The sequence below is a fragment of the Alteromonas marina genome (assembly GCF_000808575.1).
Taxonomy (GTDB): Bacteria; Pseudomonadota; Gammaproteobacteria; order Enterobacterales; family Alteromonadaceae; genus Alteromonas; species Alteromonas marina_A.
On sequence record NZ_JWLW01000003.1, the window covers coordinates 55773 to 79828 of the forward strand.

A 24056-nucleotide genomic window follows, 5' to 3' on the forward strand; every position below is an offset into this window, starting at 1 on the left:
CTACACCCTTTTAACCTGCTTATTGCTGTGATGCCGCTTGGGCAATAAATGCAGCCAATGTTGCAGGCTCTTGCGCACCAGCCACACCCTGATTACCGATCACAAAAGTAGGTACACTTTGGATACCGCGCTGCATCCAAAGGGTTTCTTCCTCGCGAACTACTTGCGCGTATTTTTCACTTTTAATTACTGCTTCAGCTTCGGTTTTGTCGAGGCCCACACACTCAGCTAATTCTACTAGCACACCAAGATCGTTCACGTCTTTACCATCAGTGAAGTAAGCGTTAAACAAGCTAAGCTTCATATCTTCTTCAAGGCCGTTTTCTGCTGCAAAATGGATAAGTTGGTGCGCCTTAAACGTGTTCTGCATGCGAGAGTCGTCAGTAAAATTAAACGAAAAGCCCAATTGCTCGCCTGCTTCTACTAGCCGCGCTCTGTTCTGCGCGCTTTGCTGCTCACTTATGCCGTACTTTTCCATTATATGCTCGCGAAGGTTTTGCCCTTCTTCTGGCATATTGAGGTTCAGCTCGAACGGGTGAAACTTAATATCAACTTCAATGTTATCTAGGGTTTTAATGGCTTCTTGTAGGCGCTGGTATCCAACAATACACCAAGGGCACACCACATCAGACACCATATTTACCGTTACTCTTTTTCCATCGCGCACATTTTGTGCACCTTGTAAATCTGCTGTCATGAAAGGGCTCACTTTATTGAATTCGAGAATGTGTAAGGGCTTAGATAAGGTTACAAAAAGAAACTTCAACCCCAAACTGCGATTATTTCGTCGCAGTTACATCAGTTTTTGCTGTGACTTTTTTTGTCGTGTCCATTGTGGTGCTGTAAAGCGTGGAAAGTTTTTCAAGGGCTGAGTGTGCCCATATTTCATAGCCTTTCGTGGAGGGATGAAAGCCATCTTCTGCCATCAAACCACTTTGCTGAATATCCGTCATAGTTCCGCTCACATTAAGTGCACTAACATATAATATATCTGCGTTAGCCTGGTCTGTTACGCTATCAGCCAAAGCTTGGTTTAGTAGCCACGCGCGGTAACCTAATAGTGCACGCAAAGGTTGCGGAAGCGCAGGAAAGCAATGAATTGGCGGTAGCGCAGTAAACAATATTGTTTCGCACCCAAATTTATCTGACAGTAGCGTACTCATAGCATCGATGTTTTGTCGCCACCGTTTCAACGGTACAAATTTGGTCACGTCGTTAACACCAATAGAGACGAGCACCGACGAAAAGTGCTCGGCAGGCATTTCATGTAAAAGATTGAGCACATCTTCACTTTTAAAACCTGTTTTAGCATTCAACGTCACTCGCGTTGGCCCATGCTTAACAAGGTTTGAGTACAGCAGACCTGTGAGTGCCCCCATTTGCGTCGTTGCACCAACACCAGCGGCGGCAGAATCGCCTATAACCAAAACGTTATTAGTTAGCAGTAATTTACTATCGGCAGAGGTTAATACCCGCTCGCCGTCAGGCTCTGGTAGTACAGCGGTCTTCTTCCTCACCCACAATGCTTGAAGCAAAATGACTGGAAGAAGTAAAACAATTATCAGGTTTAATACCAAAACCTTGAAGTAGATCAAATCAGCCTCCTAAGCAATCCATTAAGCTTTAACCATCGAATTGAATTCGCGCCTAGATATCTACATATAAGTGCAGAGCCAATATGACAATAATTGCCGTACAACAACGTCCTGTATCAACCATTACCAAATATGCGTTGAATGCTCCTCGCTATACCTCTTACCCTACTGCACTTAAATTTGAACCGCTACACGATGACATACTTCCACAAGCACTTGCAGTGTCAAAAGCGCCGGCAGTAAGTCTCTACGTGCACATTCCATTTTGCAAAACGCTGTGCTACTACTGTGGCTGCAATAAAATGGTGACACGTCACAATGAAAAAGCGGACGAATATTTAGATTACATAGAAAAAGAAATTCTGTCTAAGCGTTATTTAACTGACGGCAGGCGTGCAGTTTCTCTGCACTTGGGTGGCGGTTCACCCAGTTTTTTGAGCGAGACTCAGCATACTTATTTAATGTACCTGCTTAAGAAACACTTTACCTTTGAAGCAGGTGCTGAACTGTCAATTGAGTTAGATCCCAGAAATATCGATAAACGCTATCTTCAAAACTTAAAGTGTCTTGGCTACACACGCATTAGCTTTGGTCTACAAGATACTGATTACAATGTTCAGAAAACCATAAATCGCGTACAAAGCACGTCTCACATTGCCGATTTAGTATTCGAGGCTCGGTCGCTGGGTTTCGACTCAGTCAACTTAGATCTAATTTATGGTTTACCGAATCAGTCAATTGAAACGTTCTCATCAACCATCGCCGCGACAAAAGCCATGATGCCAGATCGTATTTCGCTTTTTAGCTATGCACATCTTCCCGAGAGGTTTGCAGCGCAGCGTAAATTTGCTGAAGAAACACTGCCAAGTAGTGAAGAAAAAGCGGCGCTTTACAAGCTTGCCGTTAACAGCTTTACAAACATAGGTTATGAAATGATTGGTCTTGATCATTTTGCCTTAAGCAAAGACTCACTGGCTATTGCGAAAAATAAAGGCGAGCTTCACCGCAACTTTCAAGGCTATACTTTACGTGGAGACACCGACCTTATAGGGTTCGGCGTTTCAGCCATTAGCACGGTAGGTAATGCCTTTGCGCAAAATGCTAAGGAGCTAAAAGAATATTACCATCGGTTAGACAACCACCTGCCCAATGCGAAGGTTGGGCTGTCATTAAGTGCCGACGACCTGATTCGCAGAGACGTGATTTCTAGCTTAATGTGCAATTTAGCGGTAGACAAGCAAGCAATTGCCGACAAGCACCACATCATTTTTGATGAATACTTTGCTTCAGCCTTAAACAACCTTGAAGAACTTAAAGAAGACGGGCTTATCGAAATGACATCTCGGTATATTCGAGCGCCAGAGCCTGCTCGTATTTACATTCGGGCTATTTGTGCGCGTTTCGACGCTTATTTGAACGCAAGTGAAATACTCAGTAGCTACTCCAAAGCCATTTAAACCTAGGGCAGTTTAAACCGCGCAATCACTTGCACCCCTACATCAAGCTTAAGACGCGATAGAGAGATACAGCTAATGCTGGCATAGAGGGTTTGGTTACTGTTTAGTACATCAAGTTTTATCAACACTTTCGCGCTGTTTACGGTCGCTAGCTTTTTAGGGGTTAGTTTTGTATCTGCGAGTTTTGTGTCGGCGTTATTTTCTTCCACGTTCAAGGGGCTGAGTGAATTCGCCACGGGTTCGATGCTAGATATAACACATGGCAGCGCATTTAAAATACTGATTGTGCTGGCACTGCCAAAGTCAGCAGTATTGGTATCGACACTTACATCACAAGCTTTAACTGCAAAACGAACAGAAACTTGCTCAGCGCTTTGCTTAGGCAAATAGGACACTGATTCTGCAGTGACGAATATCTCGTGCCCCGCTACCTCAACGCGCTCAATGCCGTTTTCCGACTGGCACTGATCGTTGCCTTGTAAGGTTAGAACATTTTGATCTTGTTGCGTTTGGATACCGTGTTTGTAGCTGACAACGGCGTTTTGTGACTGGTTGCTGTCACGAGCTTCGCTTTGCGCAGTAACTTTAAATCCCTCAAGTACGCTAGACGGTGTCGCAAATCCCTCTTTTGCGAATACTTGAGTCAATACATCGCGCGTTTTTCCACAAAGCTCGGTGCGGCCTTGGTCAATAAAAACCAACTCATCGCTGAACAAGGCAAGGTCATCTAAATCGTGAGAAATAACAAGGCAGGTGAGCTTCCCCGACACACACAAATTGTTCAAGAACTGGTAAATTTTGCGACGGGTAAAGATATCAATCGCGCTTAACGATTCATCTAGCAATAACACATCTGGTCCATTGACCAACGCACGCGCAATCGCGACCCGCTGCGCTTCTCCACCAGAAAGCGCTTGAACTGGCTTATCGATTAAATGTTCGCAATAACAGCCGCGCAAGCAGGCGTCGATAGACATTGCATTAGGGCTTGCGTGACGCTGCGCCAAGGCTAAATTACCGCACACATCGGTATGGGGAAATAGCATGGGCTGCTGAAAAACGATGCCGACCTTTTGAGAGGTCCACGGCGTTTGCACTTTTGCGCTTTTTTCTACGCCAGCTAGGGCGCGAAACAGGCTGCTTTTTCCCGCACCTGATGGACCGGTAACCCCAATGAATCGGCTTTGTGGCTGCAATGAGATTTGTGCGTTAATGCGATTTGGTAGTAGCGCAGATATTTGCATGTTAACGCGCCTCATCACTTCGTGCGACGCCGTTAAAACGATAGAGCGCCGCGAGCATTACGAATGAAAAAATCAAAAGGGCCAACGCAAGGTTGTGTGCACTGTTATATTCCAACGCTTCTACCTGTTCATATAGCGCGATAGACAGCACCTGAGTTTCTCCAGGAATATTGCCACCTATCATTAGTACTACGCCAAACTCGCCTATGGTATGTGCAAAGCTTAAGCCTAATGCCACCACGATGGGCGCTTTGCTTAAAGGAATCACTATTTTTATAAACGCTTCAAAGGCCGAAAACCCCAGCGTTTTTGCTACATCTAAATAACGGTTATCCAATTGTGAAAAGCCGCTGTACAAAGGCTGTAGAGCAAATGGAAGGGAGTAGATAACAGACCCCAATACCAAGCCTTCAAAGCTAAATGCTAAATTACTCCCGATTAGGCTTTGCCATCCCTGCCCCAACGCACTTTGCGGTGAAAAAGCAATAAGCAAATAAAAACCCAGCACAGTTGGCGGTAACACCAAAGGCAACGCGAGTATCGACATAACCAAAGGCTTAGCTTTGCTCTGCCATTTCGCTAAAAACCACGCTAGCGGCAATGCGATTAACAACAGCAAACCACTGGTTATAAAGGCCAGTTTCAAGGTGAGTAATATGGCTTCAAGTGTCGATGCCCCGAAGAATTCTGTGAGCATACTTAGTTACCGACGCCCGATGCAATGGTAGGTTCATAGCCCCATTCAATTAAGCTGTGCTGCACCCCTTGCGACATTAAATATTGTACGAAAAGGCTGGGTGATGACACTCCACTAGCGTCACTCAAACGAAATGCTCTGGTTGGCTCAACGTTGTCGTTGTGAATAGGCTCATCAACTGGCGCTGCCGCATTTTTAATTGGAAGTGGTTCGAACAGATTCGGTGATAGTGTAGCTACCGTTTTACTGTTAACCACCAACGACTGAATGATGGGTTGATACAAGGTTTCAGGTACTGGGACGATAACCGTAACAGCATCGGCGCTTTTGGTATTCACAACACTGTTAAATTTAGAAGGCAAATTAGAGGATAAGTCTGCGGGCAAATCTAAGGCCAATGAGTACGCAACGAACGCCCCTTTCACGCTGCCGGTGGTATAAAACTGCAAGGTTTGTAGCACGTTTTTACCCATCACTCTGTGAGGTAAAAACTGTTGCCATAAGGATAAGTTTTGCAACGTCTGTTGCGCAGCATCACCATAGGGAGCCAGTTTAGGATTTGCGATAGCCACCTTGTTTTGTGGATTTTCCATTAATTGAACAAGCTGCTTCGACAAGCAATCGGTAAGCTGAACGTTTATTTGTGCAGTTGTTTCACCAGTAGATGAGCGCGCGATTTGCTCGCAGTTTCTTTCACTCGATTTCTTACTAGATATTTCGCTGAATGACTCTCTTGATAAGTCGCCAGCATAGACAAACGCCAATTTGCCTTTAGCATAATTCACCAGATTGCCGTGGTGAACTAGGTTATTATCAACTAACGCTTGCGGCCTAGCGCGATCTGCAGATAGAAACACGTCGAAGCTAGCACCATGTTGAATTTGCGCATACAAAGTGCCGCTAGAAGATACCGTTACCGCGACTTCTATGCCGGTTAGCTCAGTAAACTGCTCGGCAATACTCTTTAGCGGTTTTGCAAAGTTTGCCGCAACGGCTACGTTAATTTTTTCGTCGCGCTTGAAATTTACTGACTGGTTTTGTTTTTCGGCACTAATAACGCTCCCTTCATTTACAGTATTATTCGCCGCTTCAAAACTGCTCGCCTGTGCCACAGAACTTGAAAAAGCCATAACGCCTAGGGCTACACTTGCACATGTACTTGCACTTACCAAAATAAGCATGGCTAGGTTAACAAAGCTTGAAAGTCGCATTGCCAAAGAAAAAACCATTACTTTTTATGCATCCACTTGAGTGCCGCTTTATCGTCAGATGCTTTCGCCTCAACCCATTCAGATTTATCGCCCTTAAATTCTTTTTTCCAAAGCGGTACCGACTGTTTAAGCATGTCCATTAAGTAGCAGGCAGCGTCAAACGCCGCTTTACGGTGGGGAGCGGCGGCACCTACCCATACAATTTGTTCGTTGTTGTGTATGCGCCCTACTCTGTGCAGTGCGCCAGCACTGTTAAGTGAAAAGCGTTCGCTCGCTTGTTCAACCAGAAGCATTAACGCTTTTTCAGTCATGCCCGGGTAATGCTCTAATTCGATGCCGTCTATATCGCCAGCGTTATTAAAATCTCGCACTAGCCCAGTAAAAGTAACAATCGCGCCGGTGTTGCCGCAGGCCTTCTTATCTGCCGACTGCTTTAGCCTAGCGTAAAGCTCTCCTTGATCGAAATCTTCAACTTGAACTAGCGCAAACATAGCTAGCCCCCTGTCACAGGTGGAAATAGCGCCAGCTCATCACCGTCGCTAAGTACTGTTTGGAGATCGCAAAGCTCTTGATTACAGGCAGTAAGCACACTGCCCTCTAGGGCTAATGCCCACTTGTCACTACGCGTTTTAAGCTGCGATATCACGGTCTCAATAGTGCTGTTTTCGCTTATATGAAGCGCGATATTGTCCTCTCCCGTAATCTCTCGGGTTTGTGCGAATGTTTTTACCGTTACCTGCATGCTTTGCCTGTTATCTACGTTATTAAGGTCGCTTTATGCGCGCAAATTAATCTTTCCAAGCCTCTGAAATGGGTTGAGCCTAAAGTGCGTTGCTTTTTGAGCACGTGTACTCTTTATGCACGTCATTTTTTAGCTCACTGGCCTTTGTGAAAACTAGGTGTCGAACTGCCAGTAGCCTGTCTTACCGCCTTTTTTCTCCAGAACCCGTACCCCTTCCATATGCATGCCAGGGTCGATGGCTTTGCACATATCAAACAAGGTTAACAGCGCCACATTTACACCCGTGAGCGCTTCCATTTCAACGCCGGTTTTACCGCTTAGCTTGCAATAGCAGGTGGCTTGAATTCGGTTTTGGTCGGCCTGAATGTCGAAGTTTATATCCACCTTTGACAGTGCCAATGGGTGACAAAGAGGAATAAGATCGGCGCAGCGTTTTGCCCCTTGAATACCCGCTACACGGGCAACTGCAAATACATCACCTTTTGCAATTTTTGATTCAGAGATTTGGCGAATAACGTCTTCGCTTACGTATAAAAAACCTTCTGCTGTGGCTTCTCGCTTGGTAACGTCTTTATCGCTAACGTCGACCATATTGGCTTCGCCGCCAGCGTCTAAGTGGCTAAAGGTGCTCATGCTTCCACCAGATGCTTTACGAAATTACACGGTCTAAAGTCGGCATCAAGCTGGCTAGAAATAATTTTTTCCCACGCCGTACGACACGCGCCTGTTGAACCTGGCAGGCAGAAAATAACCGTATTATTAGCAAAGCCCGCTACTGCGCGAGACTGAATGGTTGATGTACCAATCTCTTCATAGCTAATTTGGCGAAATAGCTCGCCAAAGCCGTCGACTTCTTTGTCGAACAATACACTGATGGCCTCTGGCGTTGAGTCCCGGTGGGTGAAACCTGTACCACCGGTAATTAATACGGCGTGAATGTTTTTATCGGCAATCCACTTCGACACCACGGCGCGCTGCTGATAAATATCGTCTTTCACCAAGTCGCGATCATAAAGGTTATGGCCAACCGAGGTAAGCGCCTCTTTCAAGTAGTCTCCCGACTTGTCGTTTTCGAGGGTGCGCGTATCTGAAATAGTGAGTACGGCAATATTAAGGGGTTGGCTGACAACTGACATATGAAATCCTAATTTGATATGCGACATTTTGGCGGTTTTTGATAAAGTACCAGCCAAAATACTAATTGGTAATCACTTTATAAGGGTGCATGCCATGAATTCAACAACTAAGTTGGCATAAACTATGTCTAAAAGCCTAACTAATCAGCAGGCTATGCGCTATAACCGCCATATTGTACTTCCCAAAGTCGACCTAAACGGTCAGGAAGCGTTGTTAAACGCAAATATCTGTATCATTGGCATTGGCGGGCTTGGTACCGCGGCCGCAACTAGTCTGTGTGCCAGCGGCGTAGGCTCGCTTACACTCATCGACCATGACATTGTAGAGACCACCAACCTGCCAAGGCAAACCTTGTTTAGCGAACAAGACGTGGGCACAAGTAAAGTGGAAGCGGCTAAGTCGCGGCTTAATGCGATAAATAGCGACTGCGACATTACCGTAATAGCAAAGCCGTTTTCAGCGCCCGGCACTGCTCCACTATCGCCGACATTAAAACAGGCCATAAAACGTGCTGATGTTGTATTAGATTGCACTGACAACGTCGACTCGCGAGATGTAATCAATGAATTGTGTTTCAAACTGAATACACCGCTGGTTTCAGGCGCGGCCATTCGCTTTGAAGGCCAGCTTTTCGTCGCTATACCCGGTGAGAGCCGTTGCTATGCATGCTTACGAACGCTATTTGAATCGCCCGATTTAAGCTGTGTAGAGGCAGGTATATTCTCGCCAGTAGTAAATATTGTTGGTACTTACCAAGCTATGCTTGCCATGCAAGTATTGATGGATTTCGATAATATTCCTAAAAACACGTTAATGACGTTTGATGCTCTGTCGCACGAGTGGCGAAACTGGAAGCTACCTAAAGGCGTGGACTGCGAGCTATGTGCTTGTTAAGTTTATGTGCATTTGCGGTATGAATTCTAAAAACGTGATTAAAAACAACAGACTAAAACAAAGAACAAGACAGAAAATAGGTTGATTTAAATGACAACCCAAGTAGTGAAAAAACACATGGTAGTGGCGCAAAACGCGTCTGGACGTAACATGAACGTGCCAATTTATCGTATGAAAGGCGCGCGGCCTGGCCCTACTGTGTATATTCAAAGTTCTATTCACGGCGCAGAAGTACAAGGTAACGTGGTTATTTACCATCTTATTCAGCGCTTAAAAGACATGGATATTTGCGGCGAGATTATCTTAGTGCCCAACTGTAATCCCATTGGTACAAACATTAAAGCCGGTGAATACACATTAGGACGTTTCGACCCTGTGAACGGCACAAACTGGAACCGTGGCTATTTCTTTGACAAAGGTGCAGTTGAGCATTTCGCCAAAACCGTCACCCGCGAAGAGTCGATTGAAGGCATAAAACAACGTTTTCGTGCACACCTGTCTAATGCTATCGACAACAAGTTGGCTGAACCCTGGGGTTTAGGGCTTGCGCAGCAGCTAAATCTAAAGCTACAGCAAATGGCGGTGAACGCCGACTTCGTACTAGATCTACATAACGGCCCAGTATCTACCCGCCACGTTTATGTTCCCGAATACGCCAAAGACAGCGCCAAATTATTTAACATTCCACACTGTATTTTTATTCCGAATGTATTTGCAGGCGCATTAGACGAAGCAACATTTTGCCCGTGGTGGACACTGCAAGAAAGTATAAAAACTAATTTAGAGCGTGAGATCAGCTTTAACGTTGAAGCCTTTACCCTTGAAATGGGTAGCCAAGAAGTTATCGACTTTAATGAAGGCAATATAGACGCCACCAGTATTCTTAGTTACCTAAACGCAAAAGGTGTATTGCACGAGTGCGATATTAAGCCGAAAGAGATGCAGCGTTTAGGCGTGTATTTAAAAGACTATAAAACCCTGTTTACTAACTGGGGCGGCATGGTGGAGTACATGGCGAAACCAGGCCAAACAGTTAAGAAAGGTGAGCCGCTAGCGCAAATTTTAAATATTGACGACCTAGATACGGACAACGGCAGCAGAACTTTAGAAGCGCCCTGCGATCTTATCCCTATTTTACACTTCCCTTCAGCATCAGTGTTGAGTGGTACGCAGTTGTATAAGGTGTTTACGAATTATAAGGAGTTGTAGGTTTTTGTACGCCATTTGATGGAATAAAACTTTATTACAACATGGTTGATTAGAGTACCTAGAAATGTCTCACGCTAGCTGCTGGTTTAATTTTTGAATTACTTCCTGCCGTTCAATTTATTGTATTGAACGGCAGAAGAGTACCTTAAGCGGCCCATCGCTCAAAGACCCTTCGATGGCTGCAATGAGCGTAAAGCGGACCTTGACCACAGCAAATGCGCTGGTCCGCTTCAGACAAACAGCAGACGTTCAGGGCTCTCTGCTCTTGATTCCGATATTTACCATAAGCGGAAGTTAATATGCTTTATTCTGACTGACTCTTCAGTGGCATAAAGCAGTTATTCAGACCACAATAGTCCACAGGATGCGCCTCCAAAAGCCGAATGTTGAATATTACAATTGATAACCAACCCTACAACTCCAAATTTTTATTACAAAGCGATTTACGAGCCACCTCCCCATTTTGTCAAAAGAAGTCGAATGATCGTCATGGGGGTAAGTAAATCCGGGGCATTGATTTATAAACCCAAATGCCCCAGTGCTGCTAATTCACCTTATAGTGAACGAGTCTATAGAGTACAGGTAGTACAACCAGAGTTAACAAGGTAGAGGATATGATCCCACCAATGACCACCGTTGCCAGAGGTCGCTGCACCTCTGCGCCAGTACCTACGTTAAGCGCCATGGGCACGAAACCAAGACTCGCCACTAACGCTGTCATCAGCACTGGCCGCAAGCGAGTCATTGCACCATCAATAATCGAGTTTACCAACTCGCCAGTCTCTTCCATCCTCTGCCTGATAAAAGACAGCATTACCAGACCATTCAATACAGCAATACCAGAGAGCGCGATAAAACCAATCCCTGCCGATATTGAAAGAGGCATATCTCTGATCCAAAGAGCAAAGATGCCGCCAGTTAATGCCAAAGGGACGCCTGTGAAAATTATCAAGGCGTCTTTGACTGAGCCAAATGCAATCACAAGTAATGCAAGGATCAGGAAAAGCGTTGCGGGCACAACCAAGCTCAGTCGTTGACTTGCACTTTCCAATTGCTCAAACGTTCCACCATAACTTATCCAATAACCACTCGGCAGTGCCACATTGGCTGCGATTTGCTCTTTAGCATCATTGACAAAAGAGCCTAAATCACGATCTCTCACATTTGCTGTGACGACGATACGGCGTTTTGCGTTTTCTCGACTTATTTGACTGGGTATATTGGTATATTCAAGCTCAGCCACCTCGGCGATTGGCACATACTCACCATCATTGGTCATGATGGGTATATTTCCCAGCGCTTCTAAATCATTGCGAATCTCTTCAGGATAACGAACAACAATCTCAAAGCGTCTGTCGCCTTCAAATACCAAACCAGCTTCTTTGCCGCCAACTGATGCACTTAACCACGTTTGCAAGTCAGTTACGTCTAAGTTGTAACGCGCCAGCGCATAAGGCTTCGGGTTCACCGTGAAGATGGGGATCTCATCTACTTGTTCTACTCGTGCATCAGCAGCGCCCGGAATATCTTGTAATACGGATAAAACATCACCAGCTGAATCCCGCAGCTTATCCAGATCATCACCATATATCTTGATCCCTAAATCTGCCCTAACGCCACTAATTAATTCGTTAAAGCGCATCTGTATAGGTTGCGTAAACTCATAGTTATTGCCGGGTACATTTTGAAGATCCCTCTCCAATTGCTCGACAAATTCCGTTTTCGATAATGCAGGGTTTGGCCATTCATCAATTGGTTTTAGCATTACAAAAGTGTCAGTGACGTTGGGTGGCATAGCATCAGTAGCCACCTCAGCAGTACCCGTTTTAGCAAATACGGTGTTTACCTGTGGGTATTGCATAATGACCTGTTCAAGCCGTTTTTGCATATCGACAGCTTGTTCAATTCCTGTGCCGGGCACTCTCATTGCATGAAGGGCTATGTCACCCTCATCTAGTTGCGGCACAAATTCAGAACCTAGGCGCATCCCAAACCAAACACTGATAACTACGAGTAATGTTGCTGCACCTACTACCAACCATCGTAATTTTAATGCCCACTCCAGTACAGGGCGGTAAACTGATTTAGCCCCAGTGATTATTGGACTCGCTTTTTCACTGACTTTGCCTGACATAAACATAGCAACAGCTGCGGGCACAATGGTGATTGAAAATACCATTGCCGCTAGCAATGCCAATATTACGGTAGCCGCCATTGGGTGAAACATCTTCCCTTCGACACCTGTTAAGCTAAAGATAGGAATGTACACAATCGTGATTATCATCACGCCAAATAGACTTGGGCGTATCACCTCATTCGTTGCCTCAAATACGACTTCCAGCCGTTCTTTAAGAGGCAGTATTGCACCCGTTCGCCGCTGCGATTCACTTAATCGCCTAATACAGTTCTCGACGATAATAACCGCTCCGTCAACAATCAGTCCAAAGTCTAACGCACCTAAGCTCATTAGGTTCGCGCTAACGCCCGTTTGTACCATGCCTATTATTGTGGCAAGCATGGCAAGTGGGATGACAGCGGCGGTGATAATTGCTGCCCGTATATTGCCCAGCAATAAAAATAAGACAACAATAACGAGTAGTGCGCCTTCAACAAGGTTTTTTTGTACTGTATTGATGGCTTTATCCACGAGCGTAGTGCGATCGTATACACTTTGGATAATTACGCCCTCTGGCAGGCTTGCTTGGATTTCATCCACTTTATCAGCCACGTCTAGCGCAACAGCTCGGCTATTTTCGCCTATTAGCATCATAGCTGTGCCCAACACCGTCTCTTGACCTTCTCGTGTTGCAGCGCCCGTTCTAAGCTCCTTACCGATGGCGACCTCTGCAATGTCACTTACCGTGACGGGAGATCGGTTTGTAAGCGTTACCACCACGTTACCGATGTCCTCAACGCTCGAAAGTCTCGCTTGTGAACGTACTAGTATTTGCTGGCCGTTGCGTTCAATGTACCCAGCGCCCTGATTAGCGTTATTTCGATTTAATGCCCGCAATAAATCGTCAGTACTAACGCCGTAATTAAGCATAAGTTGAGGATTAGGCTTCACATGATACTGTTTGGTAAACCCCCCAATAGCATTAACCTCTGTTACCCCTTTCACCAAGGCCAGTTGAGGTTTCACCACCCAATCGTGTAACTCTCGAAGCGCCATTGCATCAAATTTTCTGCCATCGACAGTTACTGTGCCGGGCTTCGCGCTAAGCGTGTACATGTAAATTTCACCCAAACCTGTGGCAATCGGCCCCATCTTAGGCTCAATACCATCGGGCAATTGGCTTTTGATAATGCCTAGCCGTTCGTTTATGAGGTTTCTGGCAAAATAGAGATCCGTGCCTTCTTCAAAAACGGCCGTCACTTGTGATAAGCCATAGCGCGATAGTGAACGTGTGTAGTCCAAGTTTGGTAATCCTGCCAAAGCGTTTTCTACCAAAAAGGTGATACGTTGTTCAGTTTCAAGCGGTGAATAACCTTCTGCTTGTGTGTTGATTTGTACCTGAACGTTGGTGATATCGGGTACGGCATCAATAGGCAGCTTTTGATAACTGAATAGGCCTAATCCAATCACCAAAAAGGAAAGCATCAGAAAAATACCGCGCTTTTCGATTGCGGTACGAATAATGGAAACTAGCATCTTAAACCTCCCTTAGAACTACACGCCATTTGACAGGGAAATATCAGTTGTAGTGAGGCATTAATGATCATGGCCTGCCTCCGATTTTTCCAAATCTGCTTTAATTATGTAGCTATTGGAAGCCACGACGCGTTCGCCTGCTTCAAGGCCACTGATAACCTCGATATAGTGACCATCTGAGACACCAAGCTCTACCGCTCTGGGCGCATACTCATCACCCTCAACCACAAAAACAACTTGTTTGGCTTCATACTCTTGCACAGAAGATAGAGGAACCGAATGACTTACTGACTTAGTTGACGTCGTAACTTGTGCTTTGACCAGCGTACCGAGTGGCCAATATCCAGTACTATTATCGACAGCTACATTGGCAAGAGAGTGTGGATTGCCATCAGCTGAAGGCGTAATATATGCAATCTTGGAGGTTTGGTTGAAACCTGCGTGGCTTAGTTCAACTGACTGTCCAACCTTGATGCTGCTAAGCATTTGTGAAAAAACGGTCAGCTGTGCCCATACGTTTTTATAGTTAGCTAACGAAAAAAGTACTTGCCCGTTTGATAACTCACCATTATTCGCATGTCGCGCAATCACATTGCCATCAAAAGGTGACGTGATGGAATAACTTTTTAAACTCTCATTGGACTCAACAACCGCTAAAATATCACCTTTCTTAACGGAATCGCCAATGTTGACTTTTACATCTTTAATAACACCGTCAAACCGTGCTCTTATATGACTTAATGAGGCGGGGTCTGCACTAATTCGCCCATAAAGCGTACTCGTTAACGCAATATCGCGTGCGAGCACGGGAGTTGCAGAAATACCATTCTGAATTGCTGTTTCATTGCTCATTCTTACGACTTCACCTGCGTGATTGTCTTGATCGCTGGAACTTACATCACTGTGTTTACCTCCTGCGATTGCGGTTAGGCTATAAAGGCTAAGGGTGAAGATAGAAATAAGTACTTTTTGTATTGTGAATTTATTCATAATCATGACTTCTTATCGAAATGTTAGATGACTGCTGCCAATTGCTTTTGTGACTTGGGTGAAATGAGTCATCATTGTGCTCATTCGTCAGCGCGAGACCTGTGAGTGTTTCAATTTCTGTTTTGCTTAAGTGAACTTGAGACGCTGCCTCTATTAATGTCAGCCGGGTTGTCAGAAATTCTTGTCGAGTAGTTACCCATTCCAAGTAGCTGAAACGGCCCTCCAAATAGGCGTTCTCGACTAAATCTAACGCGCCCTTTAACGGAGGAATCACCTTGCGCTGAAGTGTGTCAATCTCTAGCAATGCTCGTGTATGTTCGCCTAACGCTTGATTAACTGAATGTAATAGGCTTCGAACGTTGCTTTGTCTTTGCTGCTCTATTGCGTCAAGACGTGCCCTGTTTGCTTCATATTCACCAAGGTTTCGTTCTTTTTGAAACAATGGAACGCTTACTCCGGCAACCAGTGCTGTTTCATCAATACCTTGCATTCTGCGAAGCCCCGCTGACCACTCAATATCAGCGCGGTTATTCGCTTGCACTAAACGAAGCTGCGCCGCTTGCACACGGCTTTGTTTAGCGTATAGGTCAATGTGAGGGCTATTTTGGATTGCGACTGCCAGCGCATCAAACGACTCAATCTTATTAAAAGCAAAAAGATCGCCTTCCACACGCTTAAAGCTCGGTACCTGCTCCCCCCACATGATGGATAAACTGCGCAAGGCAAACGTTAGGTCCTGTTGAGCTAGATTAACATCGAGCTTTGCTTGGGCCAGCGCAGCTTGGGCACGTTTTTGTTCTAACAAGGGGGACGCGCCTGCTTCAACGCGTTTCGTTACGGCATTCAATGTATAAAGTGCAAGTGCCTCTGCATCTTTTATGACGTCTAAGTTCGCCTGCAATACGAGTACTTTGATGTAACGACGATTAAGCTCACCGAGGATATCTAAGGTGAGTATTCGCTTTTCAACATCTTGCTGTATTCTTCGTTCAGAGAGTACATTCAACCTTGCTGCTGGCTTATCATTGAGCTGTAACACTGATGATAATGTCAAGGTAACTTCAAGCTCTTTGAGACCTGATACCTCGCCAGTTCCCAAAAAGTTCTCTAATTCAACCCCTGCATTCAATGCGGGTTTAAGCGCCGCCGTTTTTGACTCTCCGTCTATAACACGTTGTTTAAATTTAAACTCATACAGACTTGGATTATTGGCAAGTGTTAGTCTAATAGCGTCCTCAAGAGTCAGCGTTTCTCGTATGGGCGCTTGGACACTTTTGTCTACAAATCTGTTGGTTTTCGCCGCATGAGCGGTCGGTGGACTGAGTAATAAGCCCAGTATGCAACTGCACACAATGGCAGATGCATGCCCGAAAATAGGAAACATTTTCATTGGAATATCCTAATAATTTATCAATATTTAGCATCGCGAGTGTTATCAGCGCGGTGCTATCGAAAAAACGTACTAGGAAGTAATTTTGGGGGGGCGAAGTAAGCGGTTAATAGGTGCGTCAATTACCGCATCTAAATAGTTGAAATTGTGGACTGAAACCACTGTTTTCAGACTGTTGATATGACTCTGACTGACCCATTGTGCATGTGTGCCATGGCAGTGGCCGCAATGGTGACAATCAGCAGGATTGTGGTGCTCTGTACTTACTTTATCACTGGTTTCATTGGCAGACAGCTCAGACTGCACTTGCTCGTGCTCAGAATGCTTATGCTCGTGTTGCAAGTGCTGAATGTCTATTGCATGAAAATCTAACGAATTCGCCACAGCAGAAAACGACTGAAAGAGTATCAGCGAGATCACGATGTAACTTATGCGTTTTAGATTTTTCATGTATGAAAGGTTACCAAACCTAATTCACTTCGTCACGACATTGTTCATTAGCAAACTCCAGCTCAACTGTCGTATGTTCAAATTTATACTTTTCTAACGAACTGTGTATGTTTTCTTTGAGTGATTGGAGGTGCTCAAGACTGACATCTTCATCAAGAACAAGATGGACCGTCATTACGTTACGCTCACCGTCTAGAGACCAAATATGAAAATGATGAAGATCACTTACCTTATCGTTTGCCAGTAAATCGCTTCGAATCTTTGAAAGCTGTTCTTCATCGGGCGTTGCTTGCAAAAACAGCATTAGGGTTTCTTTGAGATTGCGGAACACATTGAAAAGGATGAACAAAGTAAAGCCAATGGATAAGATTGGATCTAAAATAGGCCAAGGCTTAAACATTAAGACGATGGACACGATAAATACTGCTACCCAACCAAGCACATCTTCCAGCAAATGCCAGTTGAGGACTCGCTCATTTAATGAGTCTCCCTCACTCAGTTTATAAGCCGCAAAGCCGTTTACTGCCATCCCAAAGATAGACAATAAAACCATCCCTTCAACTTGGGGCATTTCAGGCTCAGCCAAACGAGGTATCGCTTCAAGCAATATCCAAATGGAGCCTACCGTCAGCACAATACCGTTAATCAATGCACCGAGTAAGGAAAATCTTTTGTAGCCGTATGAGAATGTTTGATTAGAATCTTTATCGCTAAGCTTGTTTAATCCCCACGCTGTACCAATGGAAAGACTATCACCCAAATCGTGCACTGCGTCAGCCATAATAGCGGTGCTGTTGGTAAGCCATCCACCAATGAATTCAATAACAGTGAACACCACATTTAAGAAAAACGCCCATCCAATACGTTTAGACGCGTCGGTTGAATTCTCTTGCGAGTGTGAATGGTTATGACTGTGCATTTCTAATTTTTTCCAATATGGCTTTGTTTTCGGGTGAAATAGACATTGACTTGAATGGACTCACGTTTGCCCCACCAGTATTGCCCTCAGGCAATAAGCCAATTGGAGTTTTAGTCAGCGCACCTAGCATTCTAAAAATTTGTCCAAATATCTCTTTAAGGTCGCGGCGTTCTATTCCAAATTTAAGCATTTCATAATGCACTCGTGTGTGGTGGTATGTTGAGTGCTGACCGATGACATGAGCATACTCTAAGGCCTTAAATCCTGCTTTATTGTCATTGTTCGAAAGGGATTGATGCGCGGCGCTCAGTTTTTGAAGTATGTAAGGTTTTGCTGCTTGAGTGAAATTCATACGATCTCTCCATTCGTCGAGCTGTTTTCACGGAATTCCTGTCTGGCGTCTTTTAGAATTAAGACTGCGCCTCGTAACACAACGATAGACACAATAAAACCTATGACCAAATCAGGCCAACGAGTATCGAATAGATAAACCATCACACCCGCCAATATCACTCCTATGTTTGCAATGACGTCGTTTGCCGAGAATATCCAACTTGCTCGCATATGCACCTCGCCATTTTTTTGTTTTCTGATTATCGCCAAACATATAACGTTAGCGATAAGTGCAACACCGCCCATGCCCATCATAAGCATAGATTCAGGCCCACTTCCAAAGGTTGCGCGACGAGCTATGTCAAACAAAATTAATAGGCCTAATGCCAATTGAAAATATCCACTTACCTTTGCAGCATTGGCTTTGTGAACAATTGTTTTCCCTACTGCATATATACCAACACCGTAAACGACTGCGTCAGCCAACATATCAAGGGAGTCTGCAATAAGTGCTGTTGAGTCAGCGAGTAACCCTACACTCATTTCAATGATAAACATCACAGCATTGATGCCCAATAGCCAGTAGAGAACTGCCTTTTGTTCTTGGTCTTTTATCTCAATTTCGCACCCACAACCACTCATAAAAACACTCGCTTTACTCACCTATAACGCGAGTGTAAACTCTATACTTGGTATAGAGTCAAGCTTTAGGCAAGTTAAAATGAAAATTGGGCTTCTGGCAGCTAAGACAGGGTTAAGTATTCAGACAATTCGTTTTTATGAGCGTAAATCACTATTGGCTGCACCTGAGCGAACGGCATCGAATTATCGAAGCTACTCTGAAGATGCACTGAAGCAGTTATTGTTTATAAAGCAATGTCGCGCATTAGATATGACAATCGAGGAAATTAAATTAGTACTGGAAACCCGAGCAAACCCAGAGAATAGCTGCGAAAACGTTAATACTACAATAGATAAGCATGTTGACGATATCGAACATCGGATAGCTGAATTAAAAGTACTACAAGAAACACTGATTTCAATTCGTTCTGCTTGCGATCATGATAAGAAGGTTAAAGAGTGCGGGGTATTGCATCAATTAGATAGCATTGCAGAAGTGTGTTCTTCTAGTACGGAGAATTAGTCTCGAATTATCAGTTTTATGTTGGAGCTTTGTCATAGGTATTCGGCTAAAGCAGCCATTCAATTTTTATTAGTAGCATGACCGTTGATTACCTCATTCGTGTCATTAAAATCTTAATGAGCCAAGGTCTGCTTCACGTGCACAAGAGACTGTCAATTTTGGTCTAGCTCTATCTCTGAAAGTGTCAGGTTAAGTTACGACTAATCCAGTTTAGCGTGTTAACACCAAGCGACTTTGTCGTATCTTAATTACCAAGCGATTCTGTCGGTCATTTTTTTATGTGCCTGTTAGTGTTTTGTTTTTTGAATACTAGAAGGCATGTTGAGGATGATTGTGATGGATTCTAAAGCTCAACTCACCGTTGATATAATAGCTAAAGTGGTTGAAGGTAAAATATCGATTGCCAATGCTACCAAGTTACTCAATAAATCCCGACGTTCAATTGAACGCTATATAAAACGCTATCAAGAAGTCGGTATTCAGTTTGTGGTGCATGGTAATTGCGGTAAATCACCCCCGAATAAAACGCCTATTTCGATAAAAAAAGCCGTTCAAGCGTTAATTAAGGATAAGTATTTTGATTTGAATTTACTGCACTTAGCCGAGCAGTTGGCTGAGAATGAACACATTGTTGTTAAGCGTGAGACCTTACGTGGTTGGGCGCACGATATTCATCATGTAAAGCGAGCTAAGCGTCGTCGTAGCCATGTTCGTAAACGCAGAGAACGTATGGCCGCACCGGGCTTAATGATGCAAATGGATGGTAGTCCGCACCGTTGGTTTGGTAACAAAAAGCATTGTCTCATTGCGATGATAGATGATGCCACCAGTGAAGTTTATGCTGAATTCTTCCCATCAGAGACCACCGTTGGATGTTTGAAAGTCATGCGTGACTGCCTTGAAAAGAAAGGTGTGTTTAAAACACTTTATGTGGACAGAGCCGGAATCTATGGTGGGCCTAAGCGTTGTAACTTCTCACAAATGCAACGCGCTTGTGAGGAGCTGGGCATTGAAATTATCTTTGCCAATTCCCCACAAGGTAAAGGGCGCGTTGAACGAGCGTTCGAAACCTTCCAAGACAGGTTGGTGCCCGAACTTAGGTTGAACAATATCAACGATATCGCCGCTGCCAATGCTTACCTTAAGCATGTCTTCATTCCGCAGTTCTGGCAGTCGAAAGTCCAAGTGAAATCAAAGCAAGCACCTGAATTTACGCCTCTGTCAAAACACATCAACCTTGATGATATCTGCGTCATTAAAGACCATCGTAAAATACGTAACGACCATACCTTCAGTTATGGCAACAAATTCTACCTCATTGATTCACCGCTCAAGCACTCCATTGCCAATCAGAAAATCGAGATAAGGAACACGAGTAAAAAAGGGTTTACCGCTCACTTCGCTGGTCGCAAACTGAAGATCTCGGAAGTTAATGAGCCAAGCAAACTGGCATCAGAAGACTTGGCAGTACAGAAGAAACTTGAAGTATTAGCGTTAATCGAAAAGCTCGGAAGCGTCAGTGCTGCATCACGCCAAAGTGGCGTCTCACGAGACACTATTCATCGGCACTTAAGAATGGTTAAGCGAGGTGGCCCTGATGCGCTAAAACGGCAAGAAACGCCTAACATACGGCATAAAAACTGTGTAGATATGGAAATCGAGAAAGCGGTAATCGAGTTCTCTCTTGAACATCCTCACCTTGGTCAGCAGAAGGTGGCACATAAGCTAACAGAAGCATTAGGCATTGATGTTAGCCCAAATGGCGTGCGCAGTATGTGGTTGAGAAATGATATGAATACAACCGCACTGAGAATTGAGAGATCACTAGCTTTGCATGAATCATCATAATAAATAGCCAGTTGTTTAACTGACTACTTTTCAATTACAACAACTGTTGCCCTCTTGAATTGGAGGGCACTTCACTGTTCCATATGAGCAATAAACGCAGCAGTCGCCGCTCAAAGGCTTTAGCAGTGTTTTACATTTAGTGCATTCATAAAAAAATTGGCATGCAGTGGTTGGCATTTCTTCTTGCTGGCTGTAATCGCAATGTGGGCAAGTAATCGTCGATGAGAGTTCTATTTTCGCCATAGTTTTGTGTTCCTCTGAGGGTTTCAATATCGTTCAACTAGCGACGGCCTTACGACTTCACTAATGAAGGATAACCAGCATTCTTTGTAGCCTTTGTTAGTGCATCAGGATTTGTTATCTCATCGTCAAATGTTACAACAGCAAGTTTATTTTCAAATGTCACTTCCACTTGTTTAACGCCTTTAACGCGCTCAAGTGCTTTTTCTACTGTTATCGGGCACGTTACACAATCCATAGACGGAACTTCTAACGTAACAGTTACATCTTTTGCAAACGTCGCCGTGCTGCTTATCAACAATAAAGTTGTAATCAATAACTTCTTCATTTTTCTCTCCAATTAGAGTTAAGTGGTAGCACCTACACGACCCATATGATCCAGTAGTTGCTGGTAACAAAAACAAACGCCAACAGTGTGGTAAACCAAAATACTGCTTTTCGTCGTGTTCTTACCTTTGGGACTGCACAAGCCTCGTCATCCGCACAGTTTTCAACAGGCTGATGTATCTTCCACCCAGCAAAGCCAAATAAAACTACAACCACGAATATAAAAATAGGACGATAAGGGTCTAAGAGTGTTAAATGACTAATCCATGAACCACTTATACCCAATAAAAGTAAAACAAGAGGCCCGGCACAGCAGGCACTTGCACCGATTGCTGCGGCAAGCCCGCCTAAGATTGATAGTTGACTACTTTTTGCCATATTTACGTTTATTACACTGTTCTTTTAAGCACAGCATAAACTCCGTATATGGGTACGGAGTCAAGTGATGAGTCATTTTACGGTTGAAGTGACTGAATGATTGGGCAATCTTTATCACTTGGATTAGTTTTACAGTCTGAAATGAGCGAGACAAGGCTGTCTTTAAGGTTAAGCAAATCTCTTAACTTATCTTCAATTACTGCAAGCTTTTGCTCAGCGAGTTGCTGAACATCTTCACAATTACTAGCACTTAATATTAATAATGATGATATTTCCGCCAATGTAAAACCTAAATACTGTGCACGCTTTATGAACAATAGTCTTGAAAGTGCTTGTTCTGTATATTGCCTGTATCCCTGTATCGGTTTGATGGGTTGTTCAAGTAAGCCTTTGCGTTCATAGAAACGAACGGTCTCTACACCAACATTTGCCTCTTTGGCGAGTTTACTGATTGTATACATTGGCTACCTTTAATATTCTGGTTAATTCAATAATATACAAAACGTCTAATTAACTCATGCTTCAAAGGAAATATTTGCATATTTATTGAAGTGGATAATACTAACTGTTACCTTAAATGCGACAAAGTCGCTCGGTAATTAGACCGACATAATCCCTTGGTAATCACACTAATCCAGTTTAGCGGACTTCTTCAAAGGCGCTACTTTACATCTTCTTCTATTGGAATAGATTCCCAATAGTTGTTCCACCAATCGAGCGGCATTAGTTTTATTGATACTTCAAAGTGCTTTTCAAACAACCGATAAGTCTTGTCAACGTATTTGCAGGATCTATACAAGTAGTCGGGGTCGAGCGGCACGTCTAGTAGAGCAGGAATCAAGTGGTGCTTATGTAGTGGATTTTTGCAACGAGTCATATTGTAAACTGAAACATGGGGCCACATGCTATGCGCCACTTGGCTAAAGGGCGTGTAAGCAAAATTATAAAGGTCTTCGCAATCTGCCTCTTGCGCCATTTTCCTACAATTTAAATTCGACCACGTTCCAACATCCACTTCGACAAAAAATTCATTGCGTTGTGAATTAATCCAATGCTCTCTAAACTCTATCATTTGTTGAAGATCTTCTTTGTCTTCTTGATATTCCTCCTTTTCTAACAGGAGCTTGTAGTGTTCGATAAGTAACTTTGCTTCACCCAGACCATGCATAATGTATTTATGGGGTCGCTCTTCCAAATCATCCATCATCCACGCAAGCGTGATATATAAATCGGTCATAGAGCGTAAGAATAATGGTGCAGAATGTCCGTTCCATGTTGAGGGAGCTTGAGCCAACTCGATGGAGAGAGTAATTTGTCGAGATAAAAGACCACCAATGGCAGATAATGCCTCCAGTTTATCCGCGGGAATTTTAACTTTAGTCCAAACTTTATCGAAACTGTCCACTAGATAATCGACGTAGCCACTTACTAATTCTTCAATATCCATTGTCGCATCCATCTAAATCAAAAGCCTCATTCCAAAAAGTCTCTGGCCAATTGTTTTCAGGAACCCCTATTTCTTTCAAAAAAGAAGCTGCTGCAAATCCGTTGATATGAGCGCGAGCAAAACTTGCAACACGCTTTGCATCATCAGACTCTGGCGCTTTGAATATTGCATTGAAGTCAGGCAAGTCGATATGAGCAGAAATTTTCATTCGCCCAGATATTATCTCTGCGTAAACCGCAGTAACCTGAACTTTGGTCGCTTTTGATGACAGTCTATCCAAAAGCGCCTCTACATCCTCTTTCAGCATTTCAATGGCATCTTCACGGTCAACACCATACTGGTGCTCAGAAAAAAGAAACGCTAATGGATAGCTCTTTAATAAGTGATACTGATGTTCGAGATTACTTAAAACGTCGTTGAAATATGGTTTCGTTCTTAATGTCTCATACAATTCATTCTTTTTTGAATCTGACAGAGTTGTATAGCTACCCATGTATTGAAGCGGCGCAATTTTTTCACCCTCAAAGCAGTTATACGCAGTATCAATAAAATCAACAATGACTTTAGTTGCATTCCTATCGCCAAGACGAAGATATAATGACGACATCCAAATTAAGCACGGAAGCCGGTCGTTTACAAACGATGTTTCTCTCATCTTGTCGATTTGCATTAAAGGGGGGATGAACTTTTTGCCCACTTTTTTATGATCTTTTAACACCTTTCCTTGGTGGTTACTTTTTTTCATTCTTTTT

At 43.9% G+C, this 24056-nt stretch carries 27 protein-coding genes; 5 read left to right on the forward strand and 22 right to left on the reverse strand.

The features are described from left to right. Nucleotides 1–19 precede the first annotated feature (19 nt). Nucleotides 20–697 carry a DsbA family oxidoreductase gene (locus RJ41_RS01810; protein WP_039216474.1) on the reverse strand — a complete coding sequence of 226 codons (678 nt, stop codon included), beginning with the start codon at nucleotides 695–697 and terminating at the stop codon, nucleotides 20–22. A gap of 82 nt (nucleotides 698–779) precedes the next feature. Continuing rightward, on the reverse strand, nucleotides 780–1595 hold the full coding sequence (locus RJ41_RS01815) for an SGNH/GDSL hydrolase family protein (RefSeq protein ID WP_039216475.1): 816 nt from the start codon (nucleotides 1593–1595) through the stop codon (nucleotides 780–782). Between the two features lie 83 nt (nucleotides 1596–1678). Between RJ41_RS01815 and hemN the strand changes: the two genes are divergently transcribed. After that, on the forward strand, nucleotides 1679–3052 hold the full coding sequence (gene hemN, locus RJ41_RS01820; protein WP_052235380.1) for an oxygen-independent coproporphyrinogen III oxidase: 1374 nt from the start codon (nucleotides 1679–1681) through the stop codon (nucleotides 3050–3052). Between the two features lie 2 nt (nucleotides 3053–3054). Here hemN and RJ41_RS01825 read toward each other — a convergent pair whose 3' ends face one another. From RJ41_RS01825 to moaB, 7 genes are all read right to left on the reverse strand, one after another. Next, entirely contained in the window at nucleotides 3055–4296 is a 1242-nt protein-coding gene (locus RJ41_RS01825) for an ATP-binding cassette domain-containing protein (protein ID WP_039216476.1), read from the reverse strand. Between the two features lies 1 nt (nucleotide 4297). Next, complete coding sequence (modB, locus tag RJ41_RS01830) at nucleotides 4298–4993, reverse strand: molybdate ABC transporter permease subunit (protein ID WP_039216477.1); 696 nt, start codon at nucleotides 4991–4993, stop codon at nucleotides 4298–4300. 2 nt (nucleotides 4994–4995) lie between these two features. Beyond that, entirely contained in the window at nucleotides 4996–6204 is a 1209-nt protein-coding gene (modA, locus tag RJ41_RS01835) for a molybdate ABC transporter substrate-binding protein (protein ID WP_240485712.1), read from the reverse strand. 17 nt (nucleotides 6205–6221) lie between these two features. Next, entirely contained in the window at nucleotides 6222–6695 is a 474-nt protein-coding gene (locus RJ41_RS01840; RefSeq protein WP_039216479.1) for a molybdenum cofactor biosynthesis protein MoaE, read from the reverse strand. A gap of 2 nt (nucleotides 6696–6697) precedes the next feature. Then, nucleotides 6698–6946 (reverse strand): MoaD/ThiS family protein, encoded by a 249-nt coding sequence (locus RJ41_RS01845; protein ID WP_014949773.1) that lies wholly within the window; start codon nucleotides 6944–6946, stop codon nucleotides 6698–6700. Between the two features lie 153 nt (nucleotides 6947–7099). Continuing rightward, entirely contained in the window at nucleotides 7100–7579 is a 480-nt protein-coding gene (gene moaC, locus RJ41_RS01850) for a cyclic pyranopterin monophosphate synthase MoaC (protein ID WP_039216480.1), read from the reverse strand. Then, nucleotides 7576–8082, reverse strand: coding sequence for a molybdenum cofactor biosynthesis protein B (gene moaB, locus RJ41_RS01855; RefSeq protein WP_014949775.1), 507 nt, complete (start codon nucleotides 8080–8082; stop codon nucleotides 7576–7578). The genes moaC and moaB overlap by 4 nt, the downstream gene beginning before the upstream one ends. 124 nt (nucleotides 8083–8206) lie before the next feature. On the opposite strand from moaB, the gene RJ41_RS01860 reads away from it, so the two are divergent. Both RJ41_RS01860 and RJ41_RS01865 read left to right on the forward strand, forming a co-directional pair. After that, entirely contained in the window at nucleotides 8207–8977 is a 771-nt protein-coding gene (locus RJ41_RS01860; protein ID WP_039216481.1) for a HesA/MoeB/ThiF family protein, read from the forward strand. A gap of 90 nt (nucleotides 8978–9067) precedes the next feature. After that, nucleotides 9068–10186, forward strand: coding sequence for a M14 family metallopeptidase (locus RJ41_RS01865; protein ID WP_039216482.1), 1119 nt, complete (start codon nucleotides 9068–9070; stop codon nucleotides 10184–10186). A gap of 544 nt (nucleotides 10187–10730) precedes the next feature. Here RJ41_RS01865 and RJ41_RS01870 read toward each other — a convergent pair. The 7 genes from RJ41_RS01870 to RJ41_RS01900 form a co-directional block, all read right to left on the reverse strand. Then, entirely contained in the window at nucleotides 10731–13838 is a 3108-nt protein-coding gene (locus RJ41_RS01870; protein ID WP_032096159.1) for an efflux RND transporter permease subunit, read from the reverse strand. 60 nt (nucleotides 13839–13898) lie between these two features. Next, nucleotides 13899–14828 (reverse strand): efflux RND transporter periplasmic adaptor subunit, encoded by a 930-nt coding sequence (locus RJ41_RS01875; protein ID WP_014951216.1) that lies wholly within the window; start codon nucleotides 14826–14828, stop codon nucleotides 13899–13901. After that, nucleotides 14821–16218, reverse strand: coding sequence for a TolC family protein (locus tag RJ41_RS01880; RefSeq protein ID WP_014951215.1), 1398 nt, complete (start codon nucleotides 16216–16218; stop codon nucleotides 14821–14823). The genes RJ41_RS01875 and RJ41_RS01880 overlap by 8 nt, the downstream gene beginning before the upstream one ends. Before the next feature lie 72 nt (nucleotides 16219–16290). Next, the gene (locus tag RJ41_RS01885) at nucleotides 16291–16668 is read right to left on the reverse strand and encodes a hypothetical protein (protein ID WP_014951214.1); all 378 of its coding nucleotides are present in this window, start codon (nucleotides 16666–16668) and stop codon (nucleotides 16291–16293) included. A gap of 19 nt (nucleotides 16669–16687) precedes the next feature. Then, nucleotides 16688–17587 (reverse strand): cation diffusion facilitator family transporter, encoded by a 900-nt coding sequence (locus RJ41_RS01890; RefSeq protein ID WP_014951213.1) that lies wholly within the window; start codon nucleotides 17585–17587, stop codon nucleotides 16688–16690. Beyond that, nucleotides 17574–17939 (reverse strand): DUF3703 domain-containing protein, encoded by a 366-nt coding sequence (locus RJ41_RS01895; RefSeq protein WP_039216483.1) that lies wholly within the window; start codon nucleotides 17937–17939, stop codon nucleotides 17574–17576. Before RJ41_RS01895 ends, RJ41_RS01890 begins: the two co-directional genes overlap by 14 nt. Continuing rightward, nucleotides 17936–18562, reverse strand: a complete 627-nt coding sequence (locus RJ41_RS01900) for a cation efflux transmembrane domain-containing protein (protein ID WP_014951211.1) — start codon at nucleotides 18560–18562, stop codon at nucleotides 17936–17938. Before RJ41_RS01900 ends, RJ41_RS01895 begins: the two co-directional genes overlap by 4 nt. 79 nt (nucleotides 18563–18641) lie before the next feature. Here RJ41_RS01900 and cadR point away from each other — a divergent pair, with 79 nt between their 5' ends. Together cadR and RJ41_RS01910 are read left to right on the forward strand one after the other, a co-directional pair. Beyond that, on the forward strand, nucleotides 18642–19064 hold the full coding sequence (gene cadR, locus RJ41_RS01905) for a Cd(II)/Pb(II)-responsive transcriptional regulator (protein WP_014951210.1): 423 nt from the start codon (nucleotides 18642–18644) through the stop codon (nucleotides 19062–19064). A gap of 327 nt (nucleotides 19065–19391) precedes the next feature. After that, on the forward strand, nucleotides 19392–20912 hold the full coding sequence (locus RJ41_RS01910) for an ISNCY family transposase (RefSeq protein ID WP_039216484.1): 1521 nt from the start codon (nucleotides 19392–19394) through the stop codon (nucleotides 20910–20912). 30 nt (nucleotides 20913–20942) lie between these two features. On the opposite strand, the gene RJ41_RS19290 is transcribed toward RJ41_RS01910, so the two are convergent. From RJ41_RS19290 to RJ41_RS01935, 6 genes are all read right to left on the reverse strand, one after another. Beyond that, nucleotides 20943–21155, reverse strand: coding sequence for a GDCCVxC domain-containing (seleno)protein (locus RJ41_RS19290; protein ID WP_080589192.1), 213 nt, complete (start codon nucleotides 21153–21155; stop codon nucleotides 20943–20945). A gap of 49 nt (nucleotides 21156–21204) precedes the next feature. Then, entirely contained in the window at nucleotides 21205–21480 is a 276-nt protein-coding gene (gene merP, locus RJ41_RS01915; RefSeq protein ID WP_014951208.1) for a mercury resistance system periplasmic binding protein MerP, read from the reverse strand. A gap of 32 nt (nucleotides 21481–21512) precedes the next feature. After that, nucleotides 21513–21857 (reverse strand): mercuric transporter MerT family protein, encoded by a 345-nt coding sequence (locus RJ41_RS01920; RefSeq protein WP_014951207.1) that lies wholly within the window; start codon nucleotides 21855–21857, stop codon nucleotides 21513–21515. Nucleotides 21858–21934: 77 nt separating this feature from the next. Beyond that, nucleotides 21935–22318, reverse strand: a complete 384-nt coding sequence (locus RJ41_RS01925; RefSeq protein WP_014951206.1) for a MerR family transcriptional regulator — start codon at nucleotides 22316–22318, stop codon at nucleotides 21935–21937. 200 nt (nucleotides 22319–22518) lie between these two features. After that, nucleotides 22519–23304: a DUF5677 domain-containing protein gene (locus RJ41_RS01930; RefSeq protein WP_039216485.1), complete on the reverse strand. Its 786-nt coding sequence runs from the start codon at nucleotides 23302–23304 to the stop codon at nucleotides 22519–22521. After that, nucleotides 23294–24049: a hypothetical protein gene (locus RJ41_RS01935; protein ID WP_032096156.1), complete on the reverse strand. Its 756-nt coding sequence runs from the start codon at nucleotides 24047–24049 to the stop codon at nucleotides 23294–23296. The genes RJ41_RS01930 and RJ41_RS01935 overlap by 11 nt, the downstream gene beginning before the upstream one ends. Nucleotides 24050–24056 lie beyond the last annotated feature (7 nt).

What these genes read in the sequence shown, in the direction of transcription:
- hemN (WP_052235380.1), top strand. Translation starts at nt 1,679, where the DNA reads ATGACAATAATTGCCGTACAACAACGTCCTGTATCAACCATTACCAAA.
- RJ41_RS01860 (WP_039216481.1), top strand. Translation starts at nt 8,207, where the DNA reads ATGTCTAAAAGCCTAACTAATCAGCAGGCTATGCGCTATAACCGCCAT.
- RJ41_RS01900 (WP_014951211.1), bottom strand. Translation starts at nt 18,562, where the DNA reads ATGAGTGGTTGTGGGTGCGAAATTGAGATAAAAGACCAAGAACAAAAG.
- RJ41_RS01880 (WP_014951215.1), bottom strand. Translation starts at nt 16,218, where the DNA reads ATGAAAATGTTTCCTATTTTCGGGCATGCATCTGCCATTGTGTGCAGT.
- moaB (WP_014949775.1), bottom strand. Translation starts at nt 8,082, where the DNA reads ATGTCAGTTGTCAGCCAACCCCTTAATATTGCCGTACTCACTATTTCA.
- RJ41_RS01875 (WP_014951216.1), bottom strand. Translation starts at nt 14,828, where the DNA reads ATGAATAAATTCACAATACAAAAAGTACTTATTTCTATCTTCACCCTT.
- RJ41_RS01865 (WP_039216482.1), top strand. Translation starts at nt 9,068, where the DNA reads ATGACAACCCAAGTAGTGAAAAAACACATGGTAGTGGCGCAAAACGCG.
- modB (WP_039216477.1), bottom strand. Translation starts at nt 4,993, where the DNA reads ATGCTCACAGAATTCTTCGGGGCATCGACACTTGAAGCCATATTACTC.
- cadR (WP_014951210.1), top strand. Translation starts at nt 18,642, where the DNA reads ATGAAAATTGGGCTTCTGGCAGCTAAGACAGGGTTAAGTATTCAGACA.
- RJ41_RS01870 (WP_032096159.1), bottom strand. Translation starts at nt 13,838, where the DNA reads ATGCTAGTTTCCATTATTCGTACCGCAATCGAAAAGCGCGGTATTTTT.
- RJ41_RS01935 (WP_032096156.1), bottom strand. Translation starts at nt 24,049, where the DNA reads ATGAAAAAAAGTAACCACCAAGGAAAGGTGTTAAAAGATCATAAAAAA.
- RJ41_RS01925 (WP_014951206.1), bottom strand. Translation starts at nt 22,318, where the DNA reads ATGTATACAATCAGTAAACTCGCCAAAGAGGCAAATGTTGGTGTAGAG.
- RJ41_RS01810 (WP_039216474.1), bottom strand. Translation starts at nt 697, where the DNA reads ATGACAGCAGATTTACAAGGTGCACAAAATGTGCGCGATGGAAAAAGA.
- RJ41_RS01845 (WP_014949773.1), bottom strand. Translation starts at nt 6,946, where the DNA reads ATGCAGGTAACGGTAAAAACATTCGCACAAACCCGAGAGATTACGGGA.
- RJ41_RS01895 (WP_039216483.1), bottom strand. Translation starts at nt 17,939, where the DNA reads ATGAATTTCACTCAAGCAGCAAAACCTTACATACTTCAAAAACTGAGC.
- merP (WP_014951208.1), bottom strand. Translation starts at nt 21,480, where the DNA reads ATGAAGAAGTTATTGATTACAACTTTATTGTTGATAAGCAGCACGGCG.
- RJ41_RS01930 (WP_039216485.1), bottom strand. Translation starts at nt 23,304, where the DNA reads ATGGATATTGAAGAATTAGTAAGTGGCTACGTCGATTATCTAGTGGAC.
- modA (WP_240485712.1), bottom strand. Translation starts at nt 6,204, where the DNA reads ATGCGACTTTCAAGCTTTGTTAACCTAGCCATGCTTATTTTGGTAAGT.
- RJ41_RS01920 (WP_014951207.1), bottom strand. Translation starts at nt 21,857, where the DNA reads ATGGCAAAAAGTAGTCAACTATCAATCTTAGGCGGGCTTGCCGCAGCA.
- moaC (WP_039216480.1), bottom strand. Translation starts at nt 7,579, where the DNA reads ATGAGCACCTTTAGCCACTTAGACGCTGGCGGCGAAGCCAATATGGTC.
- RJ41_RS19290 (WP_080589192.1), bottom strand. Translation starts at nt 21,155, where the DNA reads ATGGCGAAAATAGAACTCTCATCGACGATTACTTGCCCACATTGCGAT.
- RJ41_RS01825 (WP_039216476.1), bottom strand. Translation starts at nt 4,296, where the DNA reads ATGCAAATATCTGCGCTACTACCAAATCGCATTAACGCACAAATCTCA.
- RJ41_RS01910 (WP_039216484.1), top strand. Translation starts at nt 19,392, where the DNA reads ATGATTGTGATGGATTCTAAAGCTCAACTCACCGTTGATATAATAGCT.
- RJ41_RS01885 (WP_014951214.1), bottom strand. Translation starts at nt 16,668, where the DNA reads ATGAAAAATCTAAAACGCATAAGTTACATCGTGATCTCGCTGATACTC.
- RJ41_RS01840 (WP_039216479.1), bottom strand. Translation starts at nt 6,695, where the DNA reads ATGTTTGCGCTAGTTCAAGTTGAAGATTTCGATCAAGGAGAGCTTTAC.
- RJ41_RS01890 (WP_014951213.1), bottom strand. Translation starts at nt 17,587, where the DNA reads ATGCACAGTCATAACCATTCACACTCGCAAGAGAATTCAACCGACGCG.